Genomic DNA, 21,182 nt, shown 5'->3' on the forward strand with positions numbered 1-21,182 from the left:
GGTTAAGGGGTTCACTTCATCTGGTGAGCCCTTGTGCAATGATCCAGGATCGACCTCATATTTCAACAACCACTATAGAGAGAAGATACGTACTCTCTATAGTGGTTGTTCGATAAAAGTGACGTTATCACTTCTATCTTATTGAGTTGCTTGGGGATTATTGAGGGGATGTTTGTTGAGATTATCGTCTGATTTATGTGCGATAGCGCTTTTAAATCTACATTTATTACTTATTTATCATTAATTTATGCATGCTCGCTACCAATTGCGACTCTCAGTTCATTAGCTATCCACTATAGAGAGTAGTCACTCACTACAGTGGATAGCATTGCTGGTTGCATGGATGAGCGGTTAACCAGAGATCCTGCTATCAGGCACGCTATTGAGGGATATTTGCATCTTTGAATAACCGCTATAGGGAGTGATTTTACTCTCTATGGCGGTTATCGGTTTTTTACTAATCCAATATAACTACATAATATTTATCGTTTATTTTGATTTATTGATTGGTTTGATAACCGCTATAGAGAGTAAACTTTTAAAGGGATGCCCTTAGCGGAACACCCCGGTGATCCAACAGGGATCGCAGGATCGTTGGTGAACAGGGGGCAGGATCAAACATCCACTATAGAGAGTAGAAGTAACCACTATAGAGAGTAACTACTTACTACAGTGGTTATGTTCCTTCTGGCCCCCTGGTGGTTACTAACCTCGCAGGCCTTGCTAATAGTGGAGTTAGTGATTGCTAACATCATTATAAAGATACGAACGTTTATGTACTGGAACCACGCTTCATCCAGGGGGATTTGGCTATGAGAGGTGGACTTACTCTCTATAGTGGTTGTTTCACAGGATCAACTTGCACCACGCGATCCCGATCACACATAGATCCCCTGCATATTGTGTTTGTTGTCTCTCATCATGACTGGCTGACCAAATGATGGGCAGGATTTACACCCTTGCTCTGTGCTTGTCCGAGTGAAGCTGAAAAATATAGACCGCCGTTAATGGCACGATCATCAATGTGATTAACAACCAATAGAGGATGTCGACCAGGCTTCGTAATCGAAAATTTAAACCATCAAATTTCTGCCAAAAATGTGCAGGTGCAATCCAGAGTCCAATGCATTCAATGGCAACTTTGGCGAATGGAAAAAGGAACACCGTGATAACCAGTGGAGCATAGAAACACAAGGGTGAGCGATCTTGCATAAAATTGATCATCAGGATAAAGGGATAAAAACAGCCGGCCAGGGCGTTCTTGATGAAAGTCAGGCTGCGGAGGCACGTTAAAAAAGGGCCGTAATGTTTAACTGCATCAGTTGGTGTCCGCTGCGCCGGGTTACCACCGCGCGGTCTTTTCTTACGTCGTGACATGATAGGGCATTGGCTTCCTTGCTAGCGGCCAGGAACTTGTTCCTGAATGGCAATAGTTCGGTGAACGTGGACTCAGTCCGCGCTTTGTCCCGCGTTCATTATTAGTGGGAGTATCTGCTGACCGGTGAGCGGCGCTAATGGCAGCGAAGCATCATCGGATGGATGGAACCAGGTGATCTCTTCAATCTCTGCGGCTGGCGTAATCGTTGAGGTGGGGGCAAGAACCGTGAATATTTCAGCGATAAGCGTATGTCCTGGCTCATTCGCGGCTGTGTCGGTGAACTGACCTACATATTGCGTATCCTGTTCGGTGACACTGATTTGCAGTTCCTCTGTGAGTTCACGGATCAATGCAGCCACCGGTCGTTCAGTCGATTCGATTTTCCCTCCAGGCTGCATGAAATAGCGCGTATCGCGCTTGCGAACCAAAAGCATGCGCCCCTCCGCATCGATCATGATTGCTGCCGCAATGCGGATAACCTTGTCTGCGTTCATCATCATCCTCTCGTTGTTATCGCCTCGCCTTCAAACCAGGTTGGTGGAAGGGAGGGAGGAGTATAGCCTGGTTGAGAATGATTATTAATTACATGAGTAATAAATCTGTCCGCTTTACATCGCTGCGGCCTGTGAAGTGGATATCAGTCCTGAGGGTAAATGAATGTCATTCTCAATTGCCATTGACTGCGACCCGCGTGATCCATTCCTACTGAAACAAGGGGAGCAGTCAGTGATATTGGCATTCAGCTACCTCTTTGCATCCAGCCCACTTCACATTGCCGCACTTATCGTTATTGTCTTCCTACGCGCCAAATCCGCCATCAATCGTATGCATGGCACCGGTCACAAATGAAGCTTCAGGACCGGCAATCCATGCAACCATTCCGGCCACTTCTTCAGGCTTACCGTGGCGCTGGATGGCCATGAAACTGTGCATAAGGTCTTTCATCGGCCCCTCTGCCGGATTCATATCCGTGTCGACAGGACCCGGCTGAACGACATTCACCGTAATTCCGCGTGGTCCAAAGTCACGGGCCAAACCGCGCGCTAATCCCTGCAGGGCCGATTTGCTGACGGCATAGGCTGCGCCTCCTGGCATTGGCATCCGGTCTCCGTTAACGGAACCGATGACGATAATGCGTCCCCCTTCAGGCATCTGACGGGCGGCCTCCACAGCAGCATGATAGGGTGCGTGAATGTTGATACGGAACAAATGGTCAATTGCATCACTTTCCAGCTCTAACGCATCACCAAATATCGCGACGCCTGCATTGACCACCAGCACATCAAGAGGCCCGGAATCGCGCACCAGTTTCGTCACGGCATCGCGATCGGCGCTATCCGCCTGGACAGCTTTACTGCCTGTGTCTTCGGCGAGTTTTTCTGCCACCTCACGCGAGCCAGCGTAGCTGAACACCACTGAAGCACCGTCGGAAGCAAAACGTCGCACGATTGCCGCACCGATACCCCGACTGCCGCCTAATACCAGAACCGATTTGTTGGTAAATACCGCCATTAGTGAGTCCTCAATTGTATTGTAGTGGTCATTACAATATTATTGAGCCAGTCAGGTTGTCAAAGGATTATGTAGTGATGACTACAAAAATTAACCGTACGCCAGGCCGCCCACGCAAATTCGATGCGGAGCGGGCGGTGTGTATTGCGCAGAATTTATTTCATTCGAGTGGTTACGATGTGGTGAGTGTGGGGGATCTAACCAAAGCCTTCGGCATCAATCCACCCAGCTTTTATGCGGCTTTTGGCAGTAAACTCGGGCTGTACCGGCTGGTGCTGGATTGTTACGCTCAGGATGGGGCTATCGGTCTAAAGGCGTTGTTGCGTCATGACCGACCGGTGGCGGAGTGTCTTTCTGCGGTACTGGATGAAGCCGCAAGTCGCTATGCTGCCGATCCGGAAGCGACCGGATGTCTGGTTCTGGAGGGCATTCATTGCGACGATCTCTCTGCGCGCGAGGTGGCCTGTGGTTTTCACACGGCAGCAGAGAAGATGTTCCATGCCTATGTTGCCGAGCGCTACCCAGAACAGGCCGTGCGGATAACCGATTTCATGGTGACGATCATGTCGGGCCTGTCTGCTCGCTCACGGCAAGGTGCCAGTGCGGAGCGTTTGCGTGAGACAGCGCGTCTGGCCGGTCAGATGCTGGCTCAGTTGCTTCCGGTGTGATGAGGTTTTTGCTGTGATTGCTGGTGCAGTTTAGAAATGGACTTTCGTTTTGAACTCAAAGCCGATGGGCGAAATAGCTTTGATGCCTGTCACTCAGGAATTGAGGCTTTTTGATGAAATTAGCTAACAAAGCGGCTCTAAGATCGGATACTAAAACGAAGGCAGCTGGCGCTCAAACATCCAGCCCTCAGCTGTATCGTGGATAAAAAAACGCCTGGCGCATGCAGGGCATGCTTGCATGTACCAGTGCTCATCATTTAAGCGGCTTTTTCATTGAAGGCGAGGCGTGAAGGATGAAGTTATTGTTTTCATAAAATGGAATGGCTTCTTTCCTTGCATCGAGAAAGATGAAGTTCATCTCTCTGCCTGCAGATTCGCGAGTTGCAAAGTCTAATAATGCCTTTCCTATGCCAGAACCACGAGCGTGCTCATCAACAACCAGGTCATCGATGTGCAGATGGTAGCCTCTTGCCAGCGTATGCACAGGTCTCCACCCCATCAGGCCGGTCAGTCTGTCATCGATAAAAGCGCCAATCAGTTCATAGCCACTTAGAGACTGGATTTTGACCGATTCGCGAAACTGGCCCAGAGAAATATCCCTCAGCTGAGAGATCAATGGATAGGCTTCATTCCATTCTGATGGACTTAGTTTTCTGATTAACATACCTGAGCATCTCCCTGTTAAATGTGCTATTTGCTTGTAAAATATTGAAATGAAGTTCGCTACTGCATTTATGTTACAAAGGGCGGTGTCCCATCTCTCTTAAGGTTAGCAAAGGAGTCAGTCATGTCTCAGCCAAACGAATACGCTGCAGGAAAAGCCATTTGCAATGAGATTGGTGGCGCGGTGCTGGAAGTTCTGAGCAGAAAAAATGAGTTTGCCGTTCAGTCACTGATTGATGTCCTGCAGGAAGCGCAACAAGATGGCCATCATTATGATGTCGAGCGTGAGCTGGGCATGGAGATGGCAATACGAATTCTGCAGAAGTTTGCTTAGCGACTCGCGTGACAAACGATTTTCTTCCCAGCGCCTGTGCTAAATTAGCGCTACAAATTCTTGTTTTGAGCTCAACATGCTGACCGGACTGAATCACATCACCCTTGCTGTAAGCGATGTCTCTGCGAGTTTCAATTTTTATGTTGAGACGCTGGGATTCACTCCCCGGGCGCAATGGAAGAACGGTGCCTATCTCTCATTAGGTGAACTTTGGCTCTGCCTTTCACTGGACACCCTTTCGATTGGAAAAGATTACACGCACTATGCCTTCAGCATTGAAGACGAAGTGTTTGATGCTTTTACTGAGAGGCTGAAATCTGCAGGCGTCATAGAATGGAAGGTTAACAAAAGTGAAGGAAAATCACTCTATTTCCTCGATCCGGACGGCCATAAGCTGGAGCTCCATGCAGGCGATCTGGAAAGCAGATTAAACGCCTGTCGGGCACAGCCGTATGACGAGATGACGTTTTACTGAGGAGAGAAGGCGCAGCCCGGAGTCATTACGTTTTGGCAGCGTCTCTGACGCCAGGCCACTCTCTGCCGCTACGACTAACCAAAAACACCCGCATACGCGCCGAAAGAGCACAGCCCGCAAAGCGTGATGGATAGTAATGTCGCAGAAATTGCGTACTTATTCATAATTTACCGCCTGAGAAATAAATGTAACCTTAGCCTGAGCCTGGCAGTGATTCACAGCATGTAAACCCTGCGAATATCATTCAGATAAATCTATTAGATGTTTATAATCCCAGAACTGGCGCGTGTTGATATCAATAGACTGGCATCACTAAGCCCGAGCATCATGCCGCTTGGTTTAACGCAAATATCTCATCAGCTACAATAGATCCCGAGGACTCAGCGTAAGCCCGATTCTCAGGAGGTAATACAATGGATAATTCAGACAAAATTTTAGGCGAGGCAGCTTATCAGATTCTTGCCCGCCGTGAAAAAATCAGTGTTATACAATTAAATCAGGAACTGCATCGCATGGCCGAAGAGGCTGATACGCCAGAGCGTAAACAAGCCGTATTAGCTGCGATTGACTGGTTGAACGATTATCGACAGCCCTCGTCAGAAGATAAGCGCAGCCGCTCACCCTTGCGGCGTATGAGTGAGAGCTCAGATAGCATTACGCTATCGCCAATTGAAAATGTGAAAAAGTAGCCTGGGTTTTCAACACCATTACACTTTACCCATCAAAATGCTTGTGAGAACAGCGATTAAGATATTTCTGTTTCGACAGGTTATTTGTCTCCCGAGAGCACTTTTTGCAAAAAATCAGGCCCCCGTTATTGAATATATTTTTGTACAGTTATTTCCAATACTGTACAACTTTATCAGGCCATTTGCCTGGCCCAACATGAGAGGGTAAACACATGCGTCAGAATGGATACACTCCGAATTCGTCGGAAGCGATTGCTCAATATTTTAATAAAGCTTCTCTGCCCTCACAGCAAGAAACACTAGGTCAAATCGTGGTAGAGATCCTGCGTGAGGGCAAAAACCTGAATCGTAAATCTCTCTGCACCAAATTACTTCGCCGTCTGGAAACGTCAGCCAACGCTGAAGAGGAACATCACTATCATCAGCTTATTGGACTGCTTTTCGACCGCGAAGAGTAATGCCTTTTAAAGCCATAGTTGTACAACATGACCGTTCTGGATGTGCATGGCATATGAATGACTTTTGGCTCTGTGGCGGAATTGCAATTTGCAGTTTGTTTACAGTAAAAAATGCCATGCAGATGCCGTTATCAGAGAAGTATATGAAGAGAAGTGAACGCCAGCAGTTAATAGATGAAATCATCGGTGAAGCTACTCTGGCTCTGCTCCAGCGAGCGGGGCCTGTCTCTTTCCATGCACTCATCGAACAACTTCAGGTTATGGAAGGCCAGTCAGATGATACTGACAGGCGGCAATTGATCGCCCAGACCATTGCCGAGGTAAGAAAGAGCATTGCCGAGGGAGAGCGGGCCAAACAACAAAGAGCAGAGGGAATCAATTCAGTCCAGCACCTGTACACGGACTCGCATCACTCAGGCAATAACAGTAAACACTGATTTTCAGGTTGATGGCAACCCTGTTTAATCCATGACAACATAAAACTCGGAAACAAATCATGCATACATCAGAAGACATTTTTTCTGCGCTTGCCGATCAGGAACTGGCTGAACGTTTCCGCCAGGCGGGTCCGGGTTTGAAAGATGAGGCCGCGGTGTTAGGCGCTATCATTCGTAATGTGTTGGCCTCGGAAGGACAGATAACGAACAAAGCCATTATCATCAGTTTAATCCGGGCACTGGAATCCGCACAGGATGATGCTGAAGCCCACACATTGCGTCAGACTCTTGAAATCGTCGTGGGCGTAACACCGGATGATTGATGGCTGATTTTTCATAAAGCGCGTCAATCAGTGCATCATTTTTGAAAGCAGGCGGATAAGGGTTTCGTATTTCTCTTTTAAAACTGAATCCGCTTCATTGTCTTTAAGTTTTTGCAGGGCCTGAGAAATCTCGTGTGCCTCAAAATCTAAGCCTTCCCGAATAAACCCTGACACAGTGGCCCCTAGCAGCGCTAATATCTCTTGTGTGATCTGCCCATCATGCTTCACCGCGACTCCACACTCTGTATAAAAATACAGAGTGGCATATCTATCTCACGCCTGAAACCCTTAAATAATTGAATGGCAGCCATTTCTGATTTTTAATTAATAGGTTATGGTCCCACTGTGTTGTAAATATTGAACTTATTCGTTATTAACGCTGCGCTTATAAAGTTTACAACCCTCCACGCCAATTCCAGCATGAATTACCTGAAATAATCACTTAAAGATAACTGCAACGTTTGATGCATTGACTAACTTGCAGTTGCCATTCCTCCCGTAAAACTTTCCCTCAAGGCCTCCTGGACATAGCGTTCAACAAACAGAAGGGGAGATATATTTAAATTTCATTTGCGTCAAAATTAATAATGATTATCATTCTCATAATGGCGGAGTTGAAATTGACCCCATCCTCAATAAAGCCAATTAAATCCTGACACAGTATGTGATGAGTTCACCCCCCAGTTTAAAGATGGAGTGGTTATGAATGGAGAGAGCAGCACCAATCTGCACGTGGTGAACCCACAGACGGCCACCGCTATCGTTGCGTCATCACAACATGATGTTTGGCAACGTGCAGGGCATCAGGCTGCGCAGCGGTTACCGGCAGCTGCCGCGATTGCTGCTCTGGCGGCTTTTCAGACTGAGAGCGAGTCAATGGCACCGTTGATGATCTGGCAACGTCTGCATGAGCTGTCGTTTGTCTCTGCTCAGGGTTGGCTGATTGCTGATGCGCGTCAGCAGGCAGGCGTTGCCGACTGTTATCAATTTCTGCTGGAAAAATGGCACTGCATTCTGGAAGACGAAGGGATCGTGGAGCAGCGCGAGCAGCATTGGTTTGCCAGTGAATGCGCGCCCAGTCTGCACTCCATCGAACAACGTATCGACGATGGAAAAATTCGTCTGCGCCGCTGTCTGGAGTGGCACGCTGAGGGAGAAGCCTTCCTCAACACGTTATTCGCAGACCCGCAGTCTCTTTGCGAGGTGATGCGCTATCCAAAGTTGGCACAGAACCCACTTTCATCGCACAAGGGCCGCCTCCTTTATGCCGCGATGCAGCCAGGTAGCATGTTAACGGACTACCTTGGTCAGATAGCTGCCTCACTGCTGCAAACGGCGACGCAAGGGAGTGATTGTCCGCGGGTGTTGGAGATGGGTGCAGACACTTGCCATGATGACCTTCATCAGTTGCGGGATAGGCAAGGTTGTCCATCGGCACAGCTGGATGCCGTGCTGGCAACCGGCTTGCTACACACGACTCATTGCCTCGATACCATCCTCCACGGCATCTGGCATGCATTAAAACCTGAGGGTGTACTGATTGTGGTTGAATCCACAGAGGATTCGGCGCTGAGATGGATAACCGCTGCTATGGTGCTGCAACAGGCAACAGAAGGGCACTCTCAGCCGGTTACGCTGTCTCTTTCACGTGAAACCTGGCTGCAGGCATTTGTGCGTCAGGGCTTCCTTCTGGTCGGTGATTGGCCTCAGCCGGGAACGGCACTCTCGTTTGCTGGTCAGCAAGTGTTTATGGTGCAGCGGCCCGGTTGAAGGAGTGATTATAGTGACTTCGTGTTTAGAATAACCACATTCCATCTTTCCTGGAGGCTCTTATCGTTCTGCGATAGATCCTCTGATTTTGATTAAGACCGAATGAATATCCTCGCTGGGCACCCCGATAAAACTCAATGCGCTGCGTACGCATGATTGAAAATCGGCATGGACAAAACGTGGTGAGGCAACACGATATGACTGCAGGCATAAGAAAGCACGTAATCAACTTATTAATAGGGTAGTGATGCGATCGCTCAAACTCGCAAGCCGTGCGATAGTTTTAATAATATCGGCGCAGAGAGCTCATGCATTTAACCTGGCTTGAAGGCGAACTAAACCTGACAAAAAAAACGCGTCATGGATGACCCTTCACTATTGCGTGTCGGTATAGTCACTCAGGGATGGGCGTTGTGAAGATAACAATGACAATAGTTGATAGTTAACCCCGTCATTATCTTAATTTGGGGACTCAACAAAAGCGGGAAAGGGTGATGATATCAATCAGTGTTTATTTTATGGTGGGCTTAACACCCACCATAAATGTTCGATAACTCAAATTAAACGGGAAAAGCCCGATTAGATAAGAAAATCATCGAGAGATTTGCCGGCATCAACAGCGGCTTTAATCACTGCTGGCGTGCGACCCTGACCGGTCCAGTGCTTCTCAACACCTTCTTCCGTGTATTTATATTTAGCCGGACGTGGTGCACGTTTAGCGCGAGTTTTACCAGTTGGCGTTAATGCTCCCAGCAGTTCATTAGGGTCAATCCCATCTTGCAGCAGCAGTTCACGATATTTAGCCAGTTTTTCTTCTTTTTCACGCACGGCAGCTTCGCTGGCGTTGTTTTCTTCACGGCGCTCTGACACGACGACAGTGAATTTTTCCAACATTTCTTCCAGATCTGCAAGCTGCACTTCACGTGCCTGCGCGCGAAGCGTACGGATATTGTTTAACGCTTTAAGTGAATCACTCATGAACTTCTCCTGATATTTTGTCGCTAAAGGAAATAAATTAAGTGGTACAGTAGATAAAAATTAGGGAAGAGTATATCGATGTTACCCTCTTTGCAGAAGTACAATACATCAGATATCAAGAATAAAGCCCAGAAAGAGTCAATTTTTAGATATTTCTCAAAGTTCCGGGTTGTGGCTGGTGTTGAGACGTCGATAATTGACCACTGAACGCTATTTTAACCGTCAGCGATTTGAGTATTTGGTTATATTTTTAAGTATGCAGGCTCAAAAAATCTATGTTACCCGGTCACAATGATCGTCACGACCCACCTTCCGGGAAAGCAAATGTTAATAATGACTCAATTAATGATCGGGCATAGCATTCCACCTTTGAAGTCATTTCACGATGCGTCAATGCTAATCATATTATGGTATGTAAGAGAGTAATGGCGGATAGTGCCGCAATGTTTGCCTGGTGAAAGGATGCTCGTGCGGATTTAAGACAGAGAATATCATGCAAGTAAGATGTTTAATTTTTTATGCGTGTGACTCTGGAAGGTCAGATCGTAAGCCGTTGAGACTTGCCACTCTTCATTTTTATTGAGTGTGAAAGCGAAATTCCTCGCATGATCATCCTGGTTGTTCATGATGACGTTAAATACTCTACGACGGGCCTGGACTTCACGCTGTTTTGCGGAACGCGCCTAAAGAGGTACGGTTGTTTTAAATTCGAACAAACTCATCGTTAAGGGGTTTAGTCCTCAGAGGGTTTTCGTGGTCCCCCAAGCCTGTCACCAACTCACACTTTCCACCTAAGTCAAAATTTGTGATCAACCCCTATGAATTCAATTTTGTAATCGATTACTTTTTGTTTGTCTACTTTTGTAATCGATTACTTTTGGGGGTTGGATATGGTTGCTGCGACACAAGGCACCGCGCAAGACCAGGCAGTGCAGCGTATGCTGGTCCCACGGCTGTCACTAATGATGTTCCTTCAGTTCTTTATCTGGGGCAGTTGGTCGGTCACGCTGGGATTGGTGATGACCCAGCACGACATGTCCTTGCTGATTGGTGATGCTTTCTCAGCAGGCCCGATTGCTTCCATTCTTTCGCCGTTTGTTCTCGGCATGCTGGTGGACAGATTTTTCCCTTCGCAAAAAGTCCTGGCAGTGATGCATCTGGCCGGTGCGGCGATCCTGTGGTTTGTCCCCCAGGCGATGATCGCCGAGAACGGTGCGCTACTGATCGGCTTACTGTTTGGCTACACGTTGTGCTACATGCCCACGCTGGCATTGACCAATAATATTGCCTTCCACAGTCTCGCCAGCAGCGAGAAGAGTTTCCCGGTGGTGCGTGTATTCGGCACCATCGGCTGGATTGTCGCTGGCCTGTTCATCGGGTTCACGGGGATTGCTTCCAGCGTCAGCGTCTTCACGGTGGCGGCGATTTGTTCCGTGGTGCTGGCGCTCTATAGCCTCACGCTGCCGCATACGCCCGCACCTGCTAAAGGTATGCCATTCAGACCGCGCGATCTGTTCTGTGCTGATGCGTTTGCCCTGCTGAAAATCCGTCACTTCTTCATTTTTTCGCTCTGCGCCACGCTGATTTCCATTCCGCTGGGCACTTACTACGCCTACACCGCTTCCTGGCTGGCCGATGCCGGGGTTGAAAACGTTAGCTCACTGATGTCCTTCGGCCAGATGTCTGAAATCTTCTTCATGCTGGTGATTCCGCTGCTGTTCCGCCGACTGGGCGTGAAATACATGCTGCTGGTCGGTATGTGCGCCTGGTTTGTACGTTACGCCCTGTTTGCCATGGGCATGGGCGAAGAGGGACGTGCGCTGATTTGGCTGGGGATTCTGCTGCACGGCGTCTGTTACGACTTCTTCTTTGTCGTCGGCTTCATCTATACCGACCGCATCGCGGGAGACAAAGTCAAAGGACAGGCGCAGAGCATGATTGTGATGTTCACCTACGGCATCGGCATGCTGCTGGGTTCGCAGATCTCCGGCGCGCTCTATAACCATCTGGTCGCGGGTCAGGTATCGGCCGCGAGTTGGGGCATGTTCTGGTGGATCCCGGCGATCGCGGCTGCCGTGATTGCCGTGCTGTTTATGTTCACATTTAAGTACCGCGATTAAGTTTTGGTTGTTACTGGAGGTGGTTTTTGAAAACGTTAAAAGGTCCGGGCATTTTCCTTTCACAGTTTATCGGCGCTGATGCCCCGTTCAATTCGCTGGAAGGACTGGCGAAATGGGCATCCGCCTTGGGATTTCAGGCATTGCAGATCCCGTGCAATCACCCGGCAATATTTGATCTGCAACGCGCGGCCACCAGCCAGACCTACTGCGATGAGGTGCTGGGATTGCTGAAGCAGTATGGATTAAGCATCAGCGAGTTATCGACACATCTGGAAGGGCAGTTGATCGCCGTGCATCCCGCGCATGATGCCGCTTTTGATAATTTTGCACCGGCACACGTCCGCGGCAGGCGAGACGCGCGCACGGCCTGGGCAACCGAGCAGGTTAAACATGCCGCAGCCGCCTCCAGCAAGCTGGGGCTGACTGCCCATGCCACCTTCTCCGGCTCGCTCGCCTGGCCCTATGTCTATCCGTGGCCTCCGCATAACCCACAATTGCTGGACGAGGCCTTTAAGGAACTCGCCCGTCGCTGGCAGCCGGTGCTGGATGTTTATGATCAGCATGGCGTGGATGTGTGTTACGAATTACACCCGGGTGAAGATCTGCATGATGGTGTCACCTTTGAGCGTTTCCTTGCGCAGGTTAACCATCATCCGCGTTGCAATATCCTGTTTGATCCCAGTCATCTGCATCTTCAACACATTGATTACCTGCAGTTTATCGATATTTATCATTCGCGTATCAAGGCCTTCCACGTCAAAGATGCGGAGTATCAGCGCAACGGCTGCAGCGGGGTTTATGGCGGCTATCAAAACTGGATCGATCGCGCCGGGCGTTTTCGTTCGCCAGGCGATGGGCAGATTGATTTCAAAAGCATTTTCAGCAAACTGGCGCAGTACGACTTCAACGGCTGGGCGGTGCTGGAGTGGGAATGCTGCCTGAAAGATGCGGAAACCGGTGCGCGGGAAGGCTCCGAATTCATCCAGCGACATATCATTCCGGTCACCAGCCGTGCCTTTGATGATTTCGCCGCACAAGACGACAGCGGCAGTATCCGTTTGCAGCTTGGACTTAAGGAGGAGTCATAAATGATCAATGTGGGCATTATCGGCAGCGGATTTATCGGTCCCGCGCACATTGAGGCACTGCGGCGTCTGGGCAACATCAATGTTGTGGCACTGTGCGACTCAACGCTGGAGAAAGCACAAGCCCAGGCGGCGAAGTTACACGTGCCGCACGCTTATGGTGACGTCGTCACCTTTTTGCAGCATCCGAACCTGCATGCTGTGCACAACTGCACGCCCAATCACCTCCATGCTGCTATCAATAAGCAGGTTTTACTGGCCGGTAAACACCTGTTCTCGGAAAAACCTCTTTGTATGACGATGGACGAAGCCCGTGAATTAGTGGCACTGGCTGAACAGGCCGGCGTGGTAAACGGTGTCAGCTTTGTTTACCGACAGTTTGCCATGGTGCAGCAAGCCGCCAGCATGGTGCGCAGCGGCGAAACAGGCCGCACCTTTGCCGTCCAGGGCAGTTACTTACAGGACTGGATGCTGGAAGAGACCGATTACAACTGGCGTGTGGATGCAGATAAGGGCGGCGCATCGCGCGCGGTGGCGGATATCGGTTCCCACTGGTGCGACACCGTCCAGTTTGTCACTGGCCGCAAGATCGTGTCGGTCATGGCTGACCTCGCGATCGTCTGGCCAACTCGCAAAGCCAATCTGGCCGGTCAGGCCACCTTCAGCGCTCAGGCGCAACAGGCGCAGTATCAGGATTGTCCGGTGAATACGGAAGATCTGGGCTTCGTGCTGCTGCGTTTCGATGATGGCAGTAAAGGCTGTTTGAGCGTTTCTCAGGTGGCGGCGGGGCGCAAAAATCGCCTCTATCTGGAAGTGAACGGCAGCCAAACCTCGCTGGCGTGGGATCAGGAAGTGCCGCAGCAGTTGTGGATCGGTCATCGCCATCAGGCTAATCAAACGCTAACGGACGATGCATCATTAATGAACCGCGATGTTGCCACCCGAGCCCGCTTTCCCGGCGGGCACATCGAAGGCTGGCCAGATGCATTTCGCGCCATGATGCAGCAGTTTTATCAGGCGGTAGAGAAGGGTGAGATGCCCGCGCAAGATGAACGACACTTTGCCGACTTCAGCGACGGCGCGCAGGTGATGGCCATCGTTGAGGCGATCGTACAAAGCCATCGCGACCAACGCTGGGTCGACGTCAGCTTTTGAGACGCAGGCGCGTTCCGGCGCGCCTGATCTCCCGTATCAGTCATCCCGCCTAACTTATTGTCCCGCGTCGATTTATGGTAGCCTGCAATTCAGAAACTGACGCAGGAAGTTGAGTCATCATGTCCATTCAGAAAATCGCGAAGCTGGCCGGTGTTTCCGTGGCCACGGTGTCACGCGTGCTTAACAACAGTGACACCGTAAAGGATAAAAACCGGGATAAGGTGCTGGAAGCCATTAAAGCCAGCAACTACAAGCCAAATCTGTTAGCACGCCAGCTGCGCACGGCGCGGAGCTCAATGGTGCTGGTGCTGGTTTCTGATATCTCCAACCCGTTTTGCGCTGAAATTGTGAAAGGTATCGAAGAGCAGGCAGAACAGAACGGCTATCGCATTTTGCTGTGTAACTCCGGTTCCGACATCAATCGCTCCCGCTCAAGCCTGCAACTGCTGGCAGGCAAAATGGTGGATGGCGTGATCACCATGGATGCTTTCACCACGCTGACGGAACTGACACAGCTGATTGGCAACATGCCCTGGGTGCAGTGTGCCGAATACGCGGATGCCGGCGACATCTCCTGTGTGGGCATCGATGATGTCGATGCTTCGCGCCAGCTGGTGGCGCATCTGGTGGCCAGCGGACGTAAACGTATTGCCCTGATCAATCATGATCTGAGCTATAAGTACGCCCAATTGCGTCAGCAGGGCTATCAGCGGGAGCTGGAACAGCGCGGGCTATCCTGGCAGGCGGTGAGTTACGCCAGTGATTTAAGCTACAACGCGGGTAAGCGTGCGATGGAAGCGTTACTCAACGCCGATACGCCGCCTGATGCGGTATTTGCCGTATCGGACACGCTGGCGGCTGGCGCGATGGCGGCTATCCAGTCTGCGGGATATCAGGTTCCGCAGGATATTGCCGTTGCCGGCTTTGATGGCTCGGAACTGGCTGAAATGATCTCTCCACCGCTGACCACCATCGCGCAGCCATCGCGCGATATTGGTCGGACTGCGTTCAGCCTGCTTCTGCAGAAGATTGACGATCCCCAATCGCAAACTGAACGCGTCATGATGGACTGGCACCTGATCGTGCGTGCCAGTGCCTGATCGGTTAATGCGGCAGTTTTTCCAGCGCCGCCCGCAGATTCTGATGTGAAGTGGTGATAATGCTCCAGGCATCCTTCGGCTTGTCGTGCTCGATGATAAACCACTTCACGCCGCTGGCTTTGGCGGCAGGCAGAATAGTGTTCCAGTCCAGCAAGCCTTCGCCCAGCGGCGCAAAATTCATCTCATCGTCGCGAATACCAATCGACGCATTATCCTTGGCGTGAATCGCATAGATCCGTCCCGGATAGGCTTTCAAAATGCGCGCCGGATCCTGGCCTCCGCGTGAAACCCACGCCGCGTCCATCTCCAGTTTTAGATTTTCTGCCCGTGAATGATTGAAGATAATCTCCAGCGCGGTCACGCCATCGTACTTCTTCATTTCGAAATTGTGATTGTGGTAAGCAAGTTGGATGCCGTCTTTACGCAGTTTCGCACCGAGTTTATCCAGGCGTTGTGCATAGTCTATCCAGGCTTTGGTGCTGTCCGGGCGATCTTCCGGTTTAATCCATGGAACCACGATGGTGTGATTACCCACCGCTTTGTTGAACGCCACGGTCTGCGCGTAGTCGCTTTCCAGTGCCGTTAATTGCACGTGAGATGAGGTCACGGTCAGGTGATTTTTATCCAGCAAGGATTTCAGCTCTTTGGCTTCCAGACCATGCGTGCCTACCAGCTCAACGTGCTCGAAGCCCGCTTTATGGGCCATGGCGAACTGTTCAGCTGGCGTGCCGACATGACGTAAGGTGTACATCTGAAGTCCGATTTCATCTTCAACGCCCGCTGCTAACGCCTGTGAAGGCACAGCACTAAGCATGGACAACATCCCCGCCAACACCATTAATTTTTTCATCTTTATTCAGCCTCTTATGATAAGTAATCGATTACAAATTAACTTAAAGTAATCGATTACAAAATTATCCGTGCTGGTTTTGTGATCTGTGTTCAGATTATGAGGGGGTTAACAATCTGGAAAATTTAAATGATGAGGACTGGAAAAAGGTGAAGGTACGCGCCGAGAAATGGACGAGCTCAGGCCACTCCTTTACTCGCAGCCTTGCAGTTTGTTCACATTGAGGGTGAGCAAGGAGGAGAGATAACCTGATACCCATCCTCTATGCGGTTCATCATGGCAGATTCATGCAATGTGGCTATCTACAAACCTACGCCAGCCCATCCACAATGGTAATCATGGCTTTTGCCACGCCCTCACGCTGTTTTTTGGCTAACTGATACTCGTCGGAATGATAGCAGTCCAGTGCCGTTTGATAATCAGGGAATTCAATGATGACATGCTTCTTAAATTCATCACCCTCAAGTGAGGTGGCATTTTCACCGCGAGCTATAAATTTCGCCTGATATTTTTTAAACGCAAGCGGTGCCAGCTCAATATAATTTTGGTACTGCAGTGCATCCTCAATATTGACGTGGGCGATCCAATACGCAGACATTATTTTTCCTCGGCAGTCAGAATAGTTTTAGCCAGCGTGGCAGCTTCAGAGAGATGCTGTTTAACGGCCTCTTTCGCTTGCTCAGCATTGTTTTCTTCAATCGCTTCATAAATACGCGACATACGTTCAAAACCCGCTACCTGACGCTCCGGACTGCGCAGGGTCAGTGCGCGCAGTCGGCTGATACGGCTGTTTAGCCGTTGCACGATTTCCCACGCAATATGATGTTTTGCAATGGAAAACAGCGCTTCATAGAAAGCCTGAGACGCTTCGACGCGTTCGATGTCATCATGATCGTGCGAGGCTTTAGCGATGCGCAGTAATCTTTTGTGCAGGTTTTTTTTATCACTGCTGGTGGCTATTTTTGCGCAATCCTTCGCCGCTTCAGATTCCAGCAGCATACGGATATCGTAAATCTGCTCAGCGACGTCCCAGGTTAATATTGCAACAATCGGCCCTTTTTTCGGCAGGTTTTCAATTAAACCCTCCGCTTCCAGATAACGGATCACTTCGCGCACCACGGTACGGCTTACACCCAGCTCATCACAAAGTGAACGTTCAACCAAACGGTCGCCGGCTTTAAAGTATCCCGAAATAATGGCCTGGCGAACTTTAGCCAATGCCAGTTCACGCAATGTTACGGGCGTATTTTCAATTTTTAGGGAATGACTCGCATCCATAATCGTCTCTTCGTTGAAATGCAAAAAATTCTGCCTGAAGTCAATGTCATGTCTTGCCAGCGTTTTAACTATTAGCACTGTTTCTGTTCTGAAAGCAACGCCGCCTTTACTCTCATTGCCACCACTGTCTATCGATTCCTCACCGACGCGCCAGTTGAAATCAGCGTTAGCTCACAGTTTCATCATGCGGCCGGAGCACGAAATAAAAATATCCTTGAGGAATAATCAAAACCACGTGAATTCATAACGTTATAAAACGGTTGCTCCGATACGTCGTGTGATTTTTATGACCTTAGTCACACTCACTTCGCATCTCTAACAGCCTATTACGCATTGCCCTTGTATTCCCCATCCCCCCAGTCACGGCGGGGATTTGCGTCGACAAAGCATAGCAAAATCTCCGGCAAATTTTAATACCGTATGATGGTATACCATGTTTTGACATGCCAAAAGTCTCAGTGTTATATCCTTTCCCGACACACCAGATTAACAAACCGTTAACTTGAATGAGGCTTTAACCATGCATCCAGATATACGCAAGACGTTCGTTACCACCGAAACCATCTACTCCGACGGCGGCAAAGCGGCCACCACGCCGCTGGTGATGATTGCGGCGGCTGCCGTGGTAAAAAATCCGTGGGCCGGTGAAGGCTTCGTAGAAGACCTCGCACCGAAGATTCGCGAAATGGCGCCGGTACTGGGCGAATTGCTGACTGGCTTGATCGTGAAAGAAGCGGGCGGCGGCGACAAGGTGGTGGCTTACGGAAAAAGCGCAGTGGTGGGCTTAAACGGCGAACTGGAACACGCGTCAGCGCTGATTCACACCCTGCATTTTGGTAACCATTACCGCTCTGCTGTGAAGGGGAAAACCTATCTGGCCTTTAACAACACTCGTGGTCCAGCCAATACACCGATTCTGGTGCCAATGATGGGCACGGATGATGAGGGCACTCGCGAACACTACCTCACCATGCAGTTCAACATCAACGATGCGCCATTCGCAGACGAGATTGTGATCGCGCTGGGCGCGGCACTGGGCGGCCGTCCGCATCATCGTATCGGCAACCGTTATCTTGACCTGAAAGAGTTAGGCCATGACCAGAAAAACCCAGCAGCTATCTGAGTTAGGTCTCCAGGTCAGTTACCTGGAGGCTGGACAGGGCACGCCGCTGGTGTTGATCCACGGTGTCGGCATGAATGCCGATGCCTGGTTCCCACAAATGGACGTGCTGAGTCGCTATTTCCGTGTGATCGCGGTGGATATGCCTGGCCATGGCGAAAGCAGCGGTTTTCGTCATCCTGCCACCTTAAAGGATTACGTGCAGTGGCTGGCCCAGTTCTTACAGACACAGCCCGAACGCAGTTTTGCCGTCGCCGGACACTCAATGGGCGCACTGATCACCGCAGGTATCGCTATCGATTATCCGCAGTGGGTGAATCACGCGATTGTGATGAGCGGCGTGTTTAAGCGTAACGACAGCGCGCGCAATGCGGTGTTGAAACGCGCCCAGGAGTTAGCGAGCGGCAATGTGCGGCTCGATGCGCCACTGGATCGTTGGTTCAGTGACGACCACCACGAACAACCCCTGCGTCAAAAAGTGGGAACGTGGTTGCAACAGGTGAATCTCGACGGCTATGCACGCGCCTATCAGGCGTTTGCGGCGGGAGACCGCTTCTATTCTGAGCGCTGGAATGAAATGCAATGTCCGGTGTTAGTGATGACCGGTGAACTGGATGCCAATTCGAATCCAGACATGACACGCCAAATGGCCCAGGCAGCACGCCAGGGACAGGCAGTGGTGGTCGCTAACGCTAAACACATGTTGAACCTGACGGATGCAGACCGGGTGAACGAGGAAATTTTGTCGTTCCTCAAGCCGGTTGCTGCCGCCGTCACGCAAAAAGAGCCTGTAAAGGAGTAACTTATGGACGCAGATAAACGCAGACAGTTACGTGACGCCTTTGGCGCCTTCATGACCGGTGTCACCGTGGTCACCACTAACGATGCACAAGGGCAGCCGATTGGCTTCACCGCAAACTCGTTCTCGTCGGTGTCACTTGACCCCGCGCTGCTGCTGGTGAGCATCGATAAGCGCTCCGCGAATTTCGAAAACTTCACGCAATGTCCGCACTTCGCCATCAACATTCTGGCGGAGCAGCAGAAAGAGATATCGAATATCTTCGCGCAGAAAGTGGCCGATCGATTCTCGCTGGTGAAGTGGCGCAAAGGGGAGTTCAACACGCCGTTGCTGGATGAGAGTTCAGCCTGGTTTGAATGCGCGATGCATCAGGTTATCGATGCCGGTGACCATGCGATTCTGATCGGTAAAGTAGAGCAGTTCGATTCCTGCGGTACGCCGGGCCTTGGCTACTATCGCGGCGCCTACTTCACGCCTTATCAGAATGCGGAATCCCTGATTGCCGGTCCTAACGTGGTGGTCAGCGCGTTGATTGAATCGGCGGGCCAGGCGTTAGTGGTGAAGAAAGAGAACGGTTATGGCTTGCCGTCGCAAACGGTCAATAACCGCAGCGTCAGTGAAACGCTCAATCTGTTGTTCACTGGGCTGAATATTGAGGCCAACCCAGGGTTTGTCTACTCCATCTGGGAAGACCGCCAAAAGAAACAGCAGCATATCGTGTTCCTGTGCGCACAGCCGACGGGCAGCACCTTGCCAGCGGTACCGCAGGGCGAATGGGTGGATGTCCACACGCTGGCGCAGCTGCCGGTGCCGGACAGTGCGCTGAAATCACTGGTCGATCGTTTTATTCGCGAAAATGCGGTGGGCAATTACGGTCTCTATTACGGTGACGAAATCGAAGGTTCTGTGCGTCACTTCTTCACCGCGTCTCATCAGGAGGTGGTATGAAACTTTCCCTGTTCCTGCACATGGAACGCGTGTCAGCCGATGAAGCGCAGGACAAGCTGTACGATGAGATGATGGAGTTATGTGAAATCGCGGATAAAGGCGGCTTGCACGCTATCTGGACCGGCGAGCACCACGGTATGAATTTCACTATCGCGCCGAATCCGTTTATCAACCTGGTGGATATCGCCAGCCGCACCCAAAACGTCCGTCTGGGCACCGGCACCATTATCGCGCCCTTTACCCATCCGATCCGTCTGGCGGGTGAAGCGGCAATGACGGACCTGATCACCAAAGGGCGTCTGGATTTGGGGATTGCACGCGGCGCGTACTCCTATGAATACGAGCGCCTGATGCCAGGGATGGATGCCTGGGAAGCAGGTCAGCGGATGCGTGAGTTGGTGCCTGCAGTCAAAGCGCTGTGGAGAGGCGACTACGAGCATAAAGGTGAGTTCTGGAATTTCCCGTCCACCACTTCCTCGCCGCAGCCAAAACAGCAGCCGCATCCGCCAATCTGGGTGGCCGCGCGTGACCCGAACAGTCATGAATTCGCAGTGAAAAACGGTTGTAACGTGCAGTGCACGCCACTGCATCAGGGAGAAGAAGAGATCACGCGTCTGATCACCACCTTCAAAGCAGCCTGTCAGGAATATTCCCCTGAACAGCCGCTGAAAATCATGCTGCTGCAGCACGGTTTTGTGGCCGAAGACGAGGCCGATGCGCAGCAAGCGGCAGTAGAACTTAATCGCTTCTACAACTACTTCGGTGCCTGGTTCAAGAATGAGCGCCCGGTGCAGCAGGGGCTGATCAAGCCGTTGAGCGAGGAAGAGATCGCGGTGAACACCTATTACAGCGTGGAAGGGATGCGGAAAAATCTGGCGATTGGTAATCCTGATCAAGTGATCGCCCGCCTGAAAAACTATGAGGCGATGGGCTACGATGAGTACGCCTTGTGGCTGGATAGCGGCATGACCTTCGAGCGTAAGAAAGCCTCGCTGGAACGCTTTATTCAACACGTTGCACCTGCATTTCACTAAGCGGAGAC

General features: G+C 50.6%; 25 protein-coding genes and 1 pseudogene. 16 read left to right on the forward strand and 10 right to left on the reverse strand.

Features of this window, described 5'->3' with window-relative positions; translation table 11 throughout:
- Positions 1–951: 951 nt before the first annotated feature.
- The 3 genes from VH86_RS16635 to bdcA form a co-directional block, all read right to left on the reverse strand.
- The gene (locus VH86_RS16635) at positions 952–1,377 is read right to left on the reverse strand and encodes a hypothetical protein (protein ID WP_045833567.1); all 426 of its coding nucleotides are present in this window, start codon (positions 1,375–1,377) and stop codon (positions 952–954) included.
- 72 nt (positions 1,378–1,449) lie between these two features.
- Positions 1,450–1,878 (reverse strand): NUDIX domain-containing protein, encoded by a 429-nt coding sequence (locus VH86_RS16640; RefSeq protein WP_045816859.1) that lies wholly within the window; start codon positions 1,876–1,878, stop codon positions 1,450–1,452.
- A 298-nt stretch (positions 1,879–2,176) separates the two neighbouring features.
- Positions 2,177–2,890, reverse strand: coding sequence for an SDR family oxidoreductase (gene bdcA, locus VH86_RS16645; protein ID WP_045816860.1), 714 nt, complete (start codon positions 2,888–2,890; stop codon positions 2,177–2,179).
- A 77-nt stretch (positions 2,891–2,967) separates the two neighbouring features.
- Here bdcA and VH86_RS16650 point away from each other — a divergent pair, with 77 nt between their 5' ends.
- Positions 2,968–3,558 (forward strand): TetR/AcrR family transcriptional regulator, encoded by a 591-nt coding sequence (locus VH86_RS16650; RefSeq protein WP_045833568.1) that lies wholly within the window; start codon positions 2,968–2,970, stop codon positions 3,556–3,558.
- A 253-nt stretch (positions 3,559–3,811) separates the two neighbouring features.
- On the opposite strand, the gene VH86_RS16655 is transcribed toward VH86_RS16650, so the two are convergent.
- Positions 3,812–4,222 (reverse strand): GNAT family N-acetyltransferase, encoded by a 411-nt coding sequence (locus tag VH86_RS16655; protein WP_045816862.1) that lies wholly within the window; start codon positions 4,220–4,222, stop codon positions 3,812–3,814.
- A 123-nt stretch (positions 4,223–4,345) separates the two neighbouring features.
- On the opposite strand from VH86_RS16655, the gene VH86_RS16660 reads away from it, so the two are divergent.
- From VH86_RS16660 to VH86_RS16685, 6 genes are all read left to right on the forward strand, one after another.
- On the forward strand, positions 4,346–4,555 hold the full coding sequence (locus VH86_RS16660; protein WP_045816863.1) for a hypothetical protein: 210 nt from the start codon (positions 4,346–4,348) through the stop codon (positions 4,553–4,555).
- A gap of 76 nt (positions 4,556–4,631) precedes the next feature.
- Complete coding sequence (gene fos / locus VH86_RS16665; protein WP_045833569.1) at positions 4,632–5,030, forward strand: fosfomycin resistance glutathione transferase; 399 nt, start codon at positions 4,632–4,634, stop codon at positions 5,028–5,030.
- Positions 5,031–5,443: 413 nt separating this feature from the next.
- Positions 5,444–5,719, forward strand: a complete 276-nt coding sequence (locus VH86_RS16670) for a hypothetical protein (protein ID WP_045816865.1) — start codon at positions 5,444–5,446, stop codon at positions 5,717–5,719.
- Between the two features lie 212 nt (positions 5,720–5,931).
- Entirely contained in the window at positions 5,932–6,177 is a 246-nt protein-coding gene (gene ycgZ, locus VH86_RS16675) for a regulatory protein YcgZ (RefSeq protein ID WP_045833570.1), read from the forward strand.
- Between the two features lie 53 nt (positions 6,178–6,230).
- Positions 6,231–6,614 carry a hypothetical protein gene (locus VH86_RS16680; protein ID WP_231647249.1) on the forward strand — a complete coding sequence of 128 codons (384 nt, stop codon included), beginning with the start codon at positions 6,231–6,233 and terminating at the stop codon, positions 6,612–6,614.
- Between the two features lie 59 nt (positions 6,615–6,673).
- Positions 6,674–6,937, forward strand: coding sequence for a biofilm development regulator YmgB/AriR family protein (locus VH86_RS16685; protein WP_045816867.1), 264 nt, complete (start codon positions 6,674–6,676; stop codon positions 6,935–6,937).
- A 27-nt stretch (positions 6,938–6,964) separates the two neighbouring features.
- Here the strand turns inward: VH86_RS16685 and VH86_RS16690 are convergent, their stop codons facing one another.
- Positions 6,965–7,165: a hypothetical protein gene (locus VH86_RS16690; protein ID WP_045816868.1), complete on the reverse strand. Its 201-nt coding sequence runs from the start codon at positions 7,163–7,165 to the stop codon at positions 6,965–6,967.
- Between the two features lie 474 nt (positions 7,166–7,639).
- On the opposite strand from VH86_RS16690, the gene VH86_RS16695 reads away from it, so the two are divergent.
- Entirely contained in the window at positions 7,640–8,707 is a 1,068-nt protein-coding gene (locus tag VH86_RS16695; RefSeq protein ID WP_045816869.1) for an SAM-dependent methyltransferase, read from the forward strand.
- 579 nt (positions 8,708–9,286) lie between these two features.
- On the opposite strand, the gene VH86_RS16700 is transcribed toward VH86_RS16695, so the two are convergent.
- Together VH86_RS16700 and VH86_RS25525 are read right to left on the reverse strand one after the other, a co-directional pair.
- Positions 9,287–9,685: an H-NS family nucleoid-associated regulatory protein gene (locus VH86_RS16700; RefSeq protein WP_045816870.1), complete on the reverse strand. Its 399-nt coding sequence runs from the start codon at positions 9,683–9,685 to the stop codon at positions 9,287–9,289.
- Between the two features lie 491 nt (positions 9,686–10,176).
- Positions 10,177–10,347, reverse strand: a pseudogene (locus VH86_RS25525) (HipA domain-containing protein); the annotation flags it as partial.
- A gap of 228 nt (positions 10,348–10,575) precedes the next feature.
- On the opposite strand from VH86_RS25525, the gene VH86_RS16705 reads away from it, so the two are divergent.
- The 4 genes from VH86_RS16705 (at position 10,576) to VH86_RS16720 (ending at position 15,145) form a co-directional block, all read left to right on the forward strand.
- Positions 10,576–11,805, forward strand: coding sequence for an MFS transporter (locus VH86_RS16705; RefSeq protein WP_045816871.1), 1,230 nt, complete (start codon positions 10,576–10,578; stop codon positions 11,803–11,805).
- 26 nt (positions 11,806–11,831) lie between these two features.
- Entirely contained in the window at positions 11,832–12,893 is a 1,062-nt protein-coding gene (locus VH86_RS16710; RefSeq protein WP_045833571.1) for a sugar phosphate isomerase/epimerase, read from the forward strand.
- Entirely contained in the window at positions 12,894–14,045 is a 1,152-nt protein-coding gene (locus VH86_RS16715) for a Gfo/Idh/MocA family protein (protein WP_045816873.1), read from the forward strand.
- A 119-nt stretch (positions 14,046–14,164) separates the two neighbouring features.
- Positions 14,165–15,145: a LacI family DNA-binding transcriptional regulator gene (locus VH86_RS16720; protein WP_045833572.1), complete on the forward strand. Its 981-nt coding sequence runs from the start codon at positions 14,165–14,167 to the stop codon at positions 15,143–15,145.
- A 4-nt stretch (positions 15,146–15,149) separates the two neighbouring features.
- On the opposite strand, the gene VH86_RS16725 is transcribed toward VH86_RS16720, so the two are convergent.
- From VH86_RS16725 to VH86_RS16735, 3 genes are all read right to left on the reverse strand, one after another.
- Complete coding sequence (locus tag VH86_RS16725) at positions 15,150–15,995, reverse strand: sugar phosphate isomerase/epimerase (RefSeq protein WP_045833573.1); 846 nt, start codon at positions 15,993–15,995, stop codon at positions 15,150–15,152.
- A gap of 310 nt (positions 15,996–16,305) precedes the next feature.
- Positions 16,306–16,593, reverse strand: a complete 288-nt coding sequence (locus tag VH86_RS16730; RefSeq protein WP_045833574.1) for a DUF1330 domain-containing protein — start codon at positions 16,591–16,593, stop codon at positions 16,306–16,308.
- Complete coding sequence (locus VH86_RS16735; RefSeq protein WP_045816891.1) at positions 16,593–17,273, reverse strand: GntR family transcriptional regulator; 681 nt, start codon at positions 17,271–17,273, stop codon at positions 16,593–16,595. The genes VH86_RS16730 and VH86_RS16735 overlap by 1 nt, the downstream gene beginning before the upstream one ends.
- Before the next feature lie 520 nt (positions 17,274–17,793).
- Between VH86_RS16735 and VH86_RS16740 the strand changes: the two genes are divergently transcribed.
- The 4 genes from VH86_RS16740 to VH86_RS16755 are packed head-to-tail and all read left to right on the forward strand — an operon-like array spanning position 17,794 to position 21,174.
- Complete coding sequence (locus VH86_RS16740; protein ID WP_045816877.1) at positions 17,794–18,396, forward strand: amino acid synthesis family protein; 603 nt, start codon at positions 17,794–17,796, stop codon at positions 18,394–18,396.
- A complete protein-coding gene (locus VH86_RS16745) occupies positions 18,368–19,195 on the forward strand; it encodes an alpha/beta fold hydrolase (RefSeq protein ID WP_045833575.1) in 828 nt (275 codons plus the stop codon). Before VH86_RS16740 ends, VH86_RS16745 begins: the two co-directional genes overlap by 29 nt.
- A 3-nt stretch (positions 19,196–19,198) precedes the next feature.
- A complete protein-coding gene (locus VH86_RS16750; protein WP_045833576.1) occupies positions 19,199–20,140 on the forward strand; it encodes a flavin reductase family protein in 942 nt (313 codons plus the stop codon).
- Positions 20,137–21,174 (forward strand): LLM class flavin-dependent oxidoreductase, encoded by a 1,038-nt coding sequence (locus VH86_RS16755; RefSeq protein WP_045816880.1) that lies wholly within the window; start codon positions 20,137–20,139, stop codon positions 21,172–21,174. The genes VH86_RS16750 and VH86_RS16755 overlap by 4 nt, the downstream gene beginning before the upstream one ends.
- Positions 21,175–21,182 lie beyond the last annotated feature (8 nt).

This window comes from Pantoea sp. BL1 (assembly GCF_000963985.1).
Classification (GTDB): domain Bacteria; phylum Pseudomonadota; class Gammaproteobacteria; order Enterobacterales; family Enterobacteriaceae; genus Pantoea; species Pantoea rwandensis_B.

Excerpts from the sequence above, each read along its gene's own strand:
- VH86_RS16635 (WP_045833567.1), bottom strand. The coding sequence starts at position 1,377 with ATGTCACGACGTAAGAAAAGACCGCGCGGTGGTAACCCGGCGCAGCGG.
- VH86_RS16640 (WP_045816859.1), bottom strand. The coding sequence starts at position 1,878 with ATGATGATGAACGCAGACAAGGTTATCCGCATTGCGGCAGCAATCATG.
- bdcA (WP_045816860.1), bottom strand. The coding sequence starts at position 2,890 with ATGGCGGTATTTACCAACAAATCGGTTCTGGTATTAGGCGGCAGTCGG.
- VH86_RS16650 (WP_045833568.1), top strand. The coding sequence starts at position 2,968 with ATGACTACAAAAATTAACCGTACGCCAGGCCGCCCACGCAAATTCGAT.
- VH86_RS16655 (WP_045816862.1), bottom strand. The coding sequence starts at position 4,222 with ATGTTAATCAGAAAACTAAGTCCATCAGAATGGAATGAAGCCTATCCA.
- VH86_RS16660 (WP_045816863.1), top strand. The coding sequence starts at position 4,346 with ATGTCTCAGCCAAACGAATACGCTGCAGGAAAAGCCATTTGCAATGAG.
- fos (WP_045833569.1), top strand. The coding sequence starts at position 4,632 with ATGCTGACCGGACTGAATCACATCACCCTTGCTGTAAGCGATGTCTCT.
- VH86_RS16670 (WP_045816865.1), top strand. The coding sequence starts at position 5,444 with ATGGATAATTCAGACAAAATTTTAGGCGAGGCAGCTTATCAGATTCTT.
- ycgZ (WP_045833570.1), top strand. The coding sequence starts at position 5,932 with ATGCGTCAGAATGGATACACTCCGAATTCGTCGGAAGCGATTGCTCAA.
- VH86_RS16680 (WP_231647249.1), top strand. The coding sequence starts at position 6,231 with ATGAATGACTTTTGGCTCTGTGGCGGAATTGCAATTTGCAGTTTGTTT.
- VH86_RS16685 (WP_045816867.1), top strand. The coding sequence starts at position 6,674 with ATGCATACATCAGAAGACATTTTTTCTGCGCTTGCCGATCAGGAACTG.
- VH86_RS16695 (WP_045816869.1), top strand. The coding sequence starts at position 7,640 with ATGAATGGAGAGAGCAGCACCAATCTGCACGTGGTGAACCCACAGACG.
- VH86_RS16700 (WP_045816870.1), bottom strand. The coding sequence starts at position 9,685 with ATGAGTGATTCACTTAAAGCGTTAAACAATATCCGTACGCTTCGCGCG.
- VH86_RS16705 (WP_045816871.1), top strand. The coding sequence starts at position 10,576 with ATGGTTGCTGCGACACAAGGCACCGCGCAAGACCAGGCAGTGCAGCGT.
- VH86_RS16715 (WP_045816873.1), top strand. The coding sequence starts at position 12,894 with ATGATCAATGTGGGCATTATCGGCAGCGGATTTATCGGTCCCGCGCAC.
- VH86_RS16720 (WP_045833572.1), top strand. The coding sequence starts at position 14,165 with ATGTCCATTCAGAAAATCGCGAAGCTGGCCGGTGTTTCCGTGGCCACG.
- VH86_RS16725 (WP_045833573.1), bottom strand. The coding sequence starts at position 15,995 with ATGAAAAAATTAATGGTGTTGGCGGGGATGTTGTCCATGCTTAGTGCT.
- VH86_RS16730 (WP_045833574.1), bottom strand. The coding sequence starts at position 16,593 with ATGTCTGCGTATTGGATCGCCCACGTCAATATTGAGGATGCACTGCAG.
- VH86_RS16735 (WP_045816891.1), bottom strand. The coding sequence starts at position 17,273 with ATGGATGCGAGTCATTCCCTAAAAATTGAAAATACGCCCGTAACATTG.
- VH86_RS16740 (WP_045816877.1), top strand. The coding sequence starts at position 17,794 with ATGCATCCAGATATACGCAAGACGTTCGTTACCACCGAAACCATCTAC.
- VH86_RS16745 (WP_045833575.1), top strand. The coding sequence starts at position 18,368 with ATGACCAGAAAAACCCAGCAGCTATCTGAGTTAGGTCTCCAGGTCAGT.
- VH86_RS16750 (WP_045833576.1), top strand. The coding sequence starts at position 19,199 with ATGGACGCAGATAAACGCAGACAGTTACGTGACGCCTTTGGCGCCTTC.
- VH86_RS16755 (WP_045816880.1), top strand. The coding sequence starts at position 20,137 with ATGAAACTTTCCCTGTTCCTGCACATGGAACGCGTGTCAGCCGATGAA.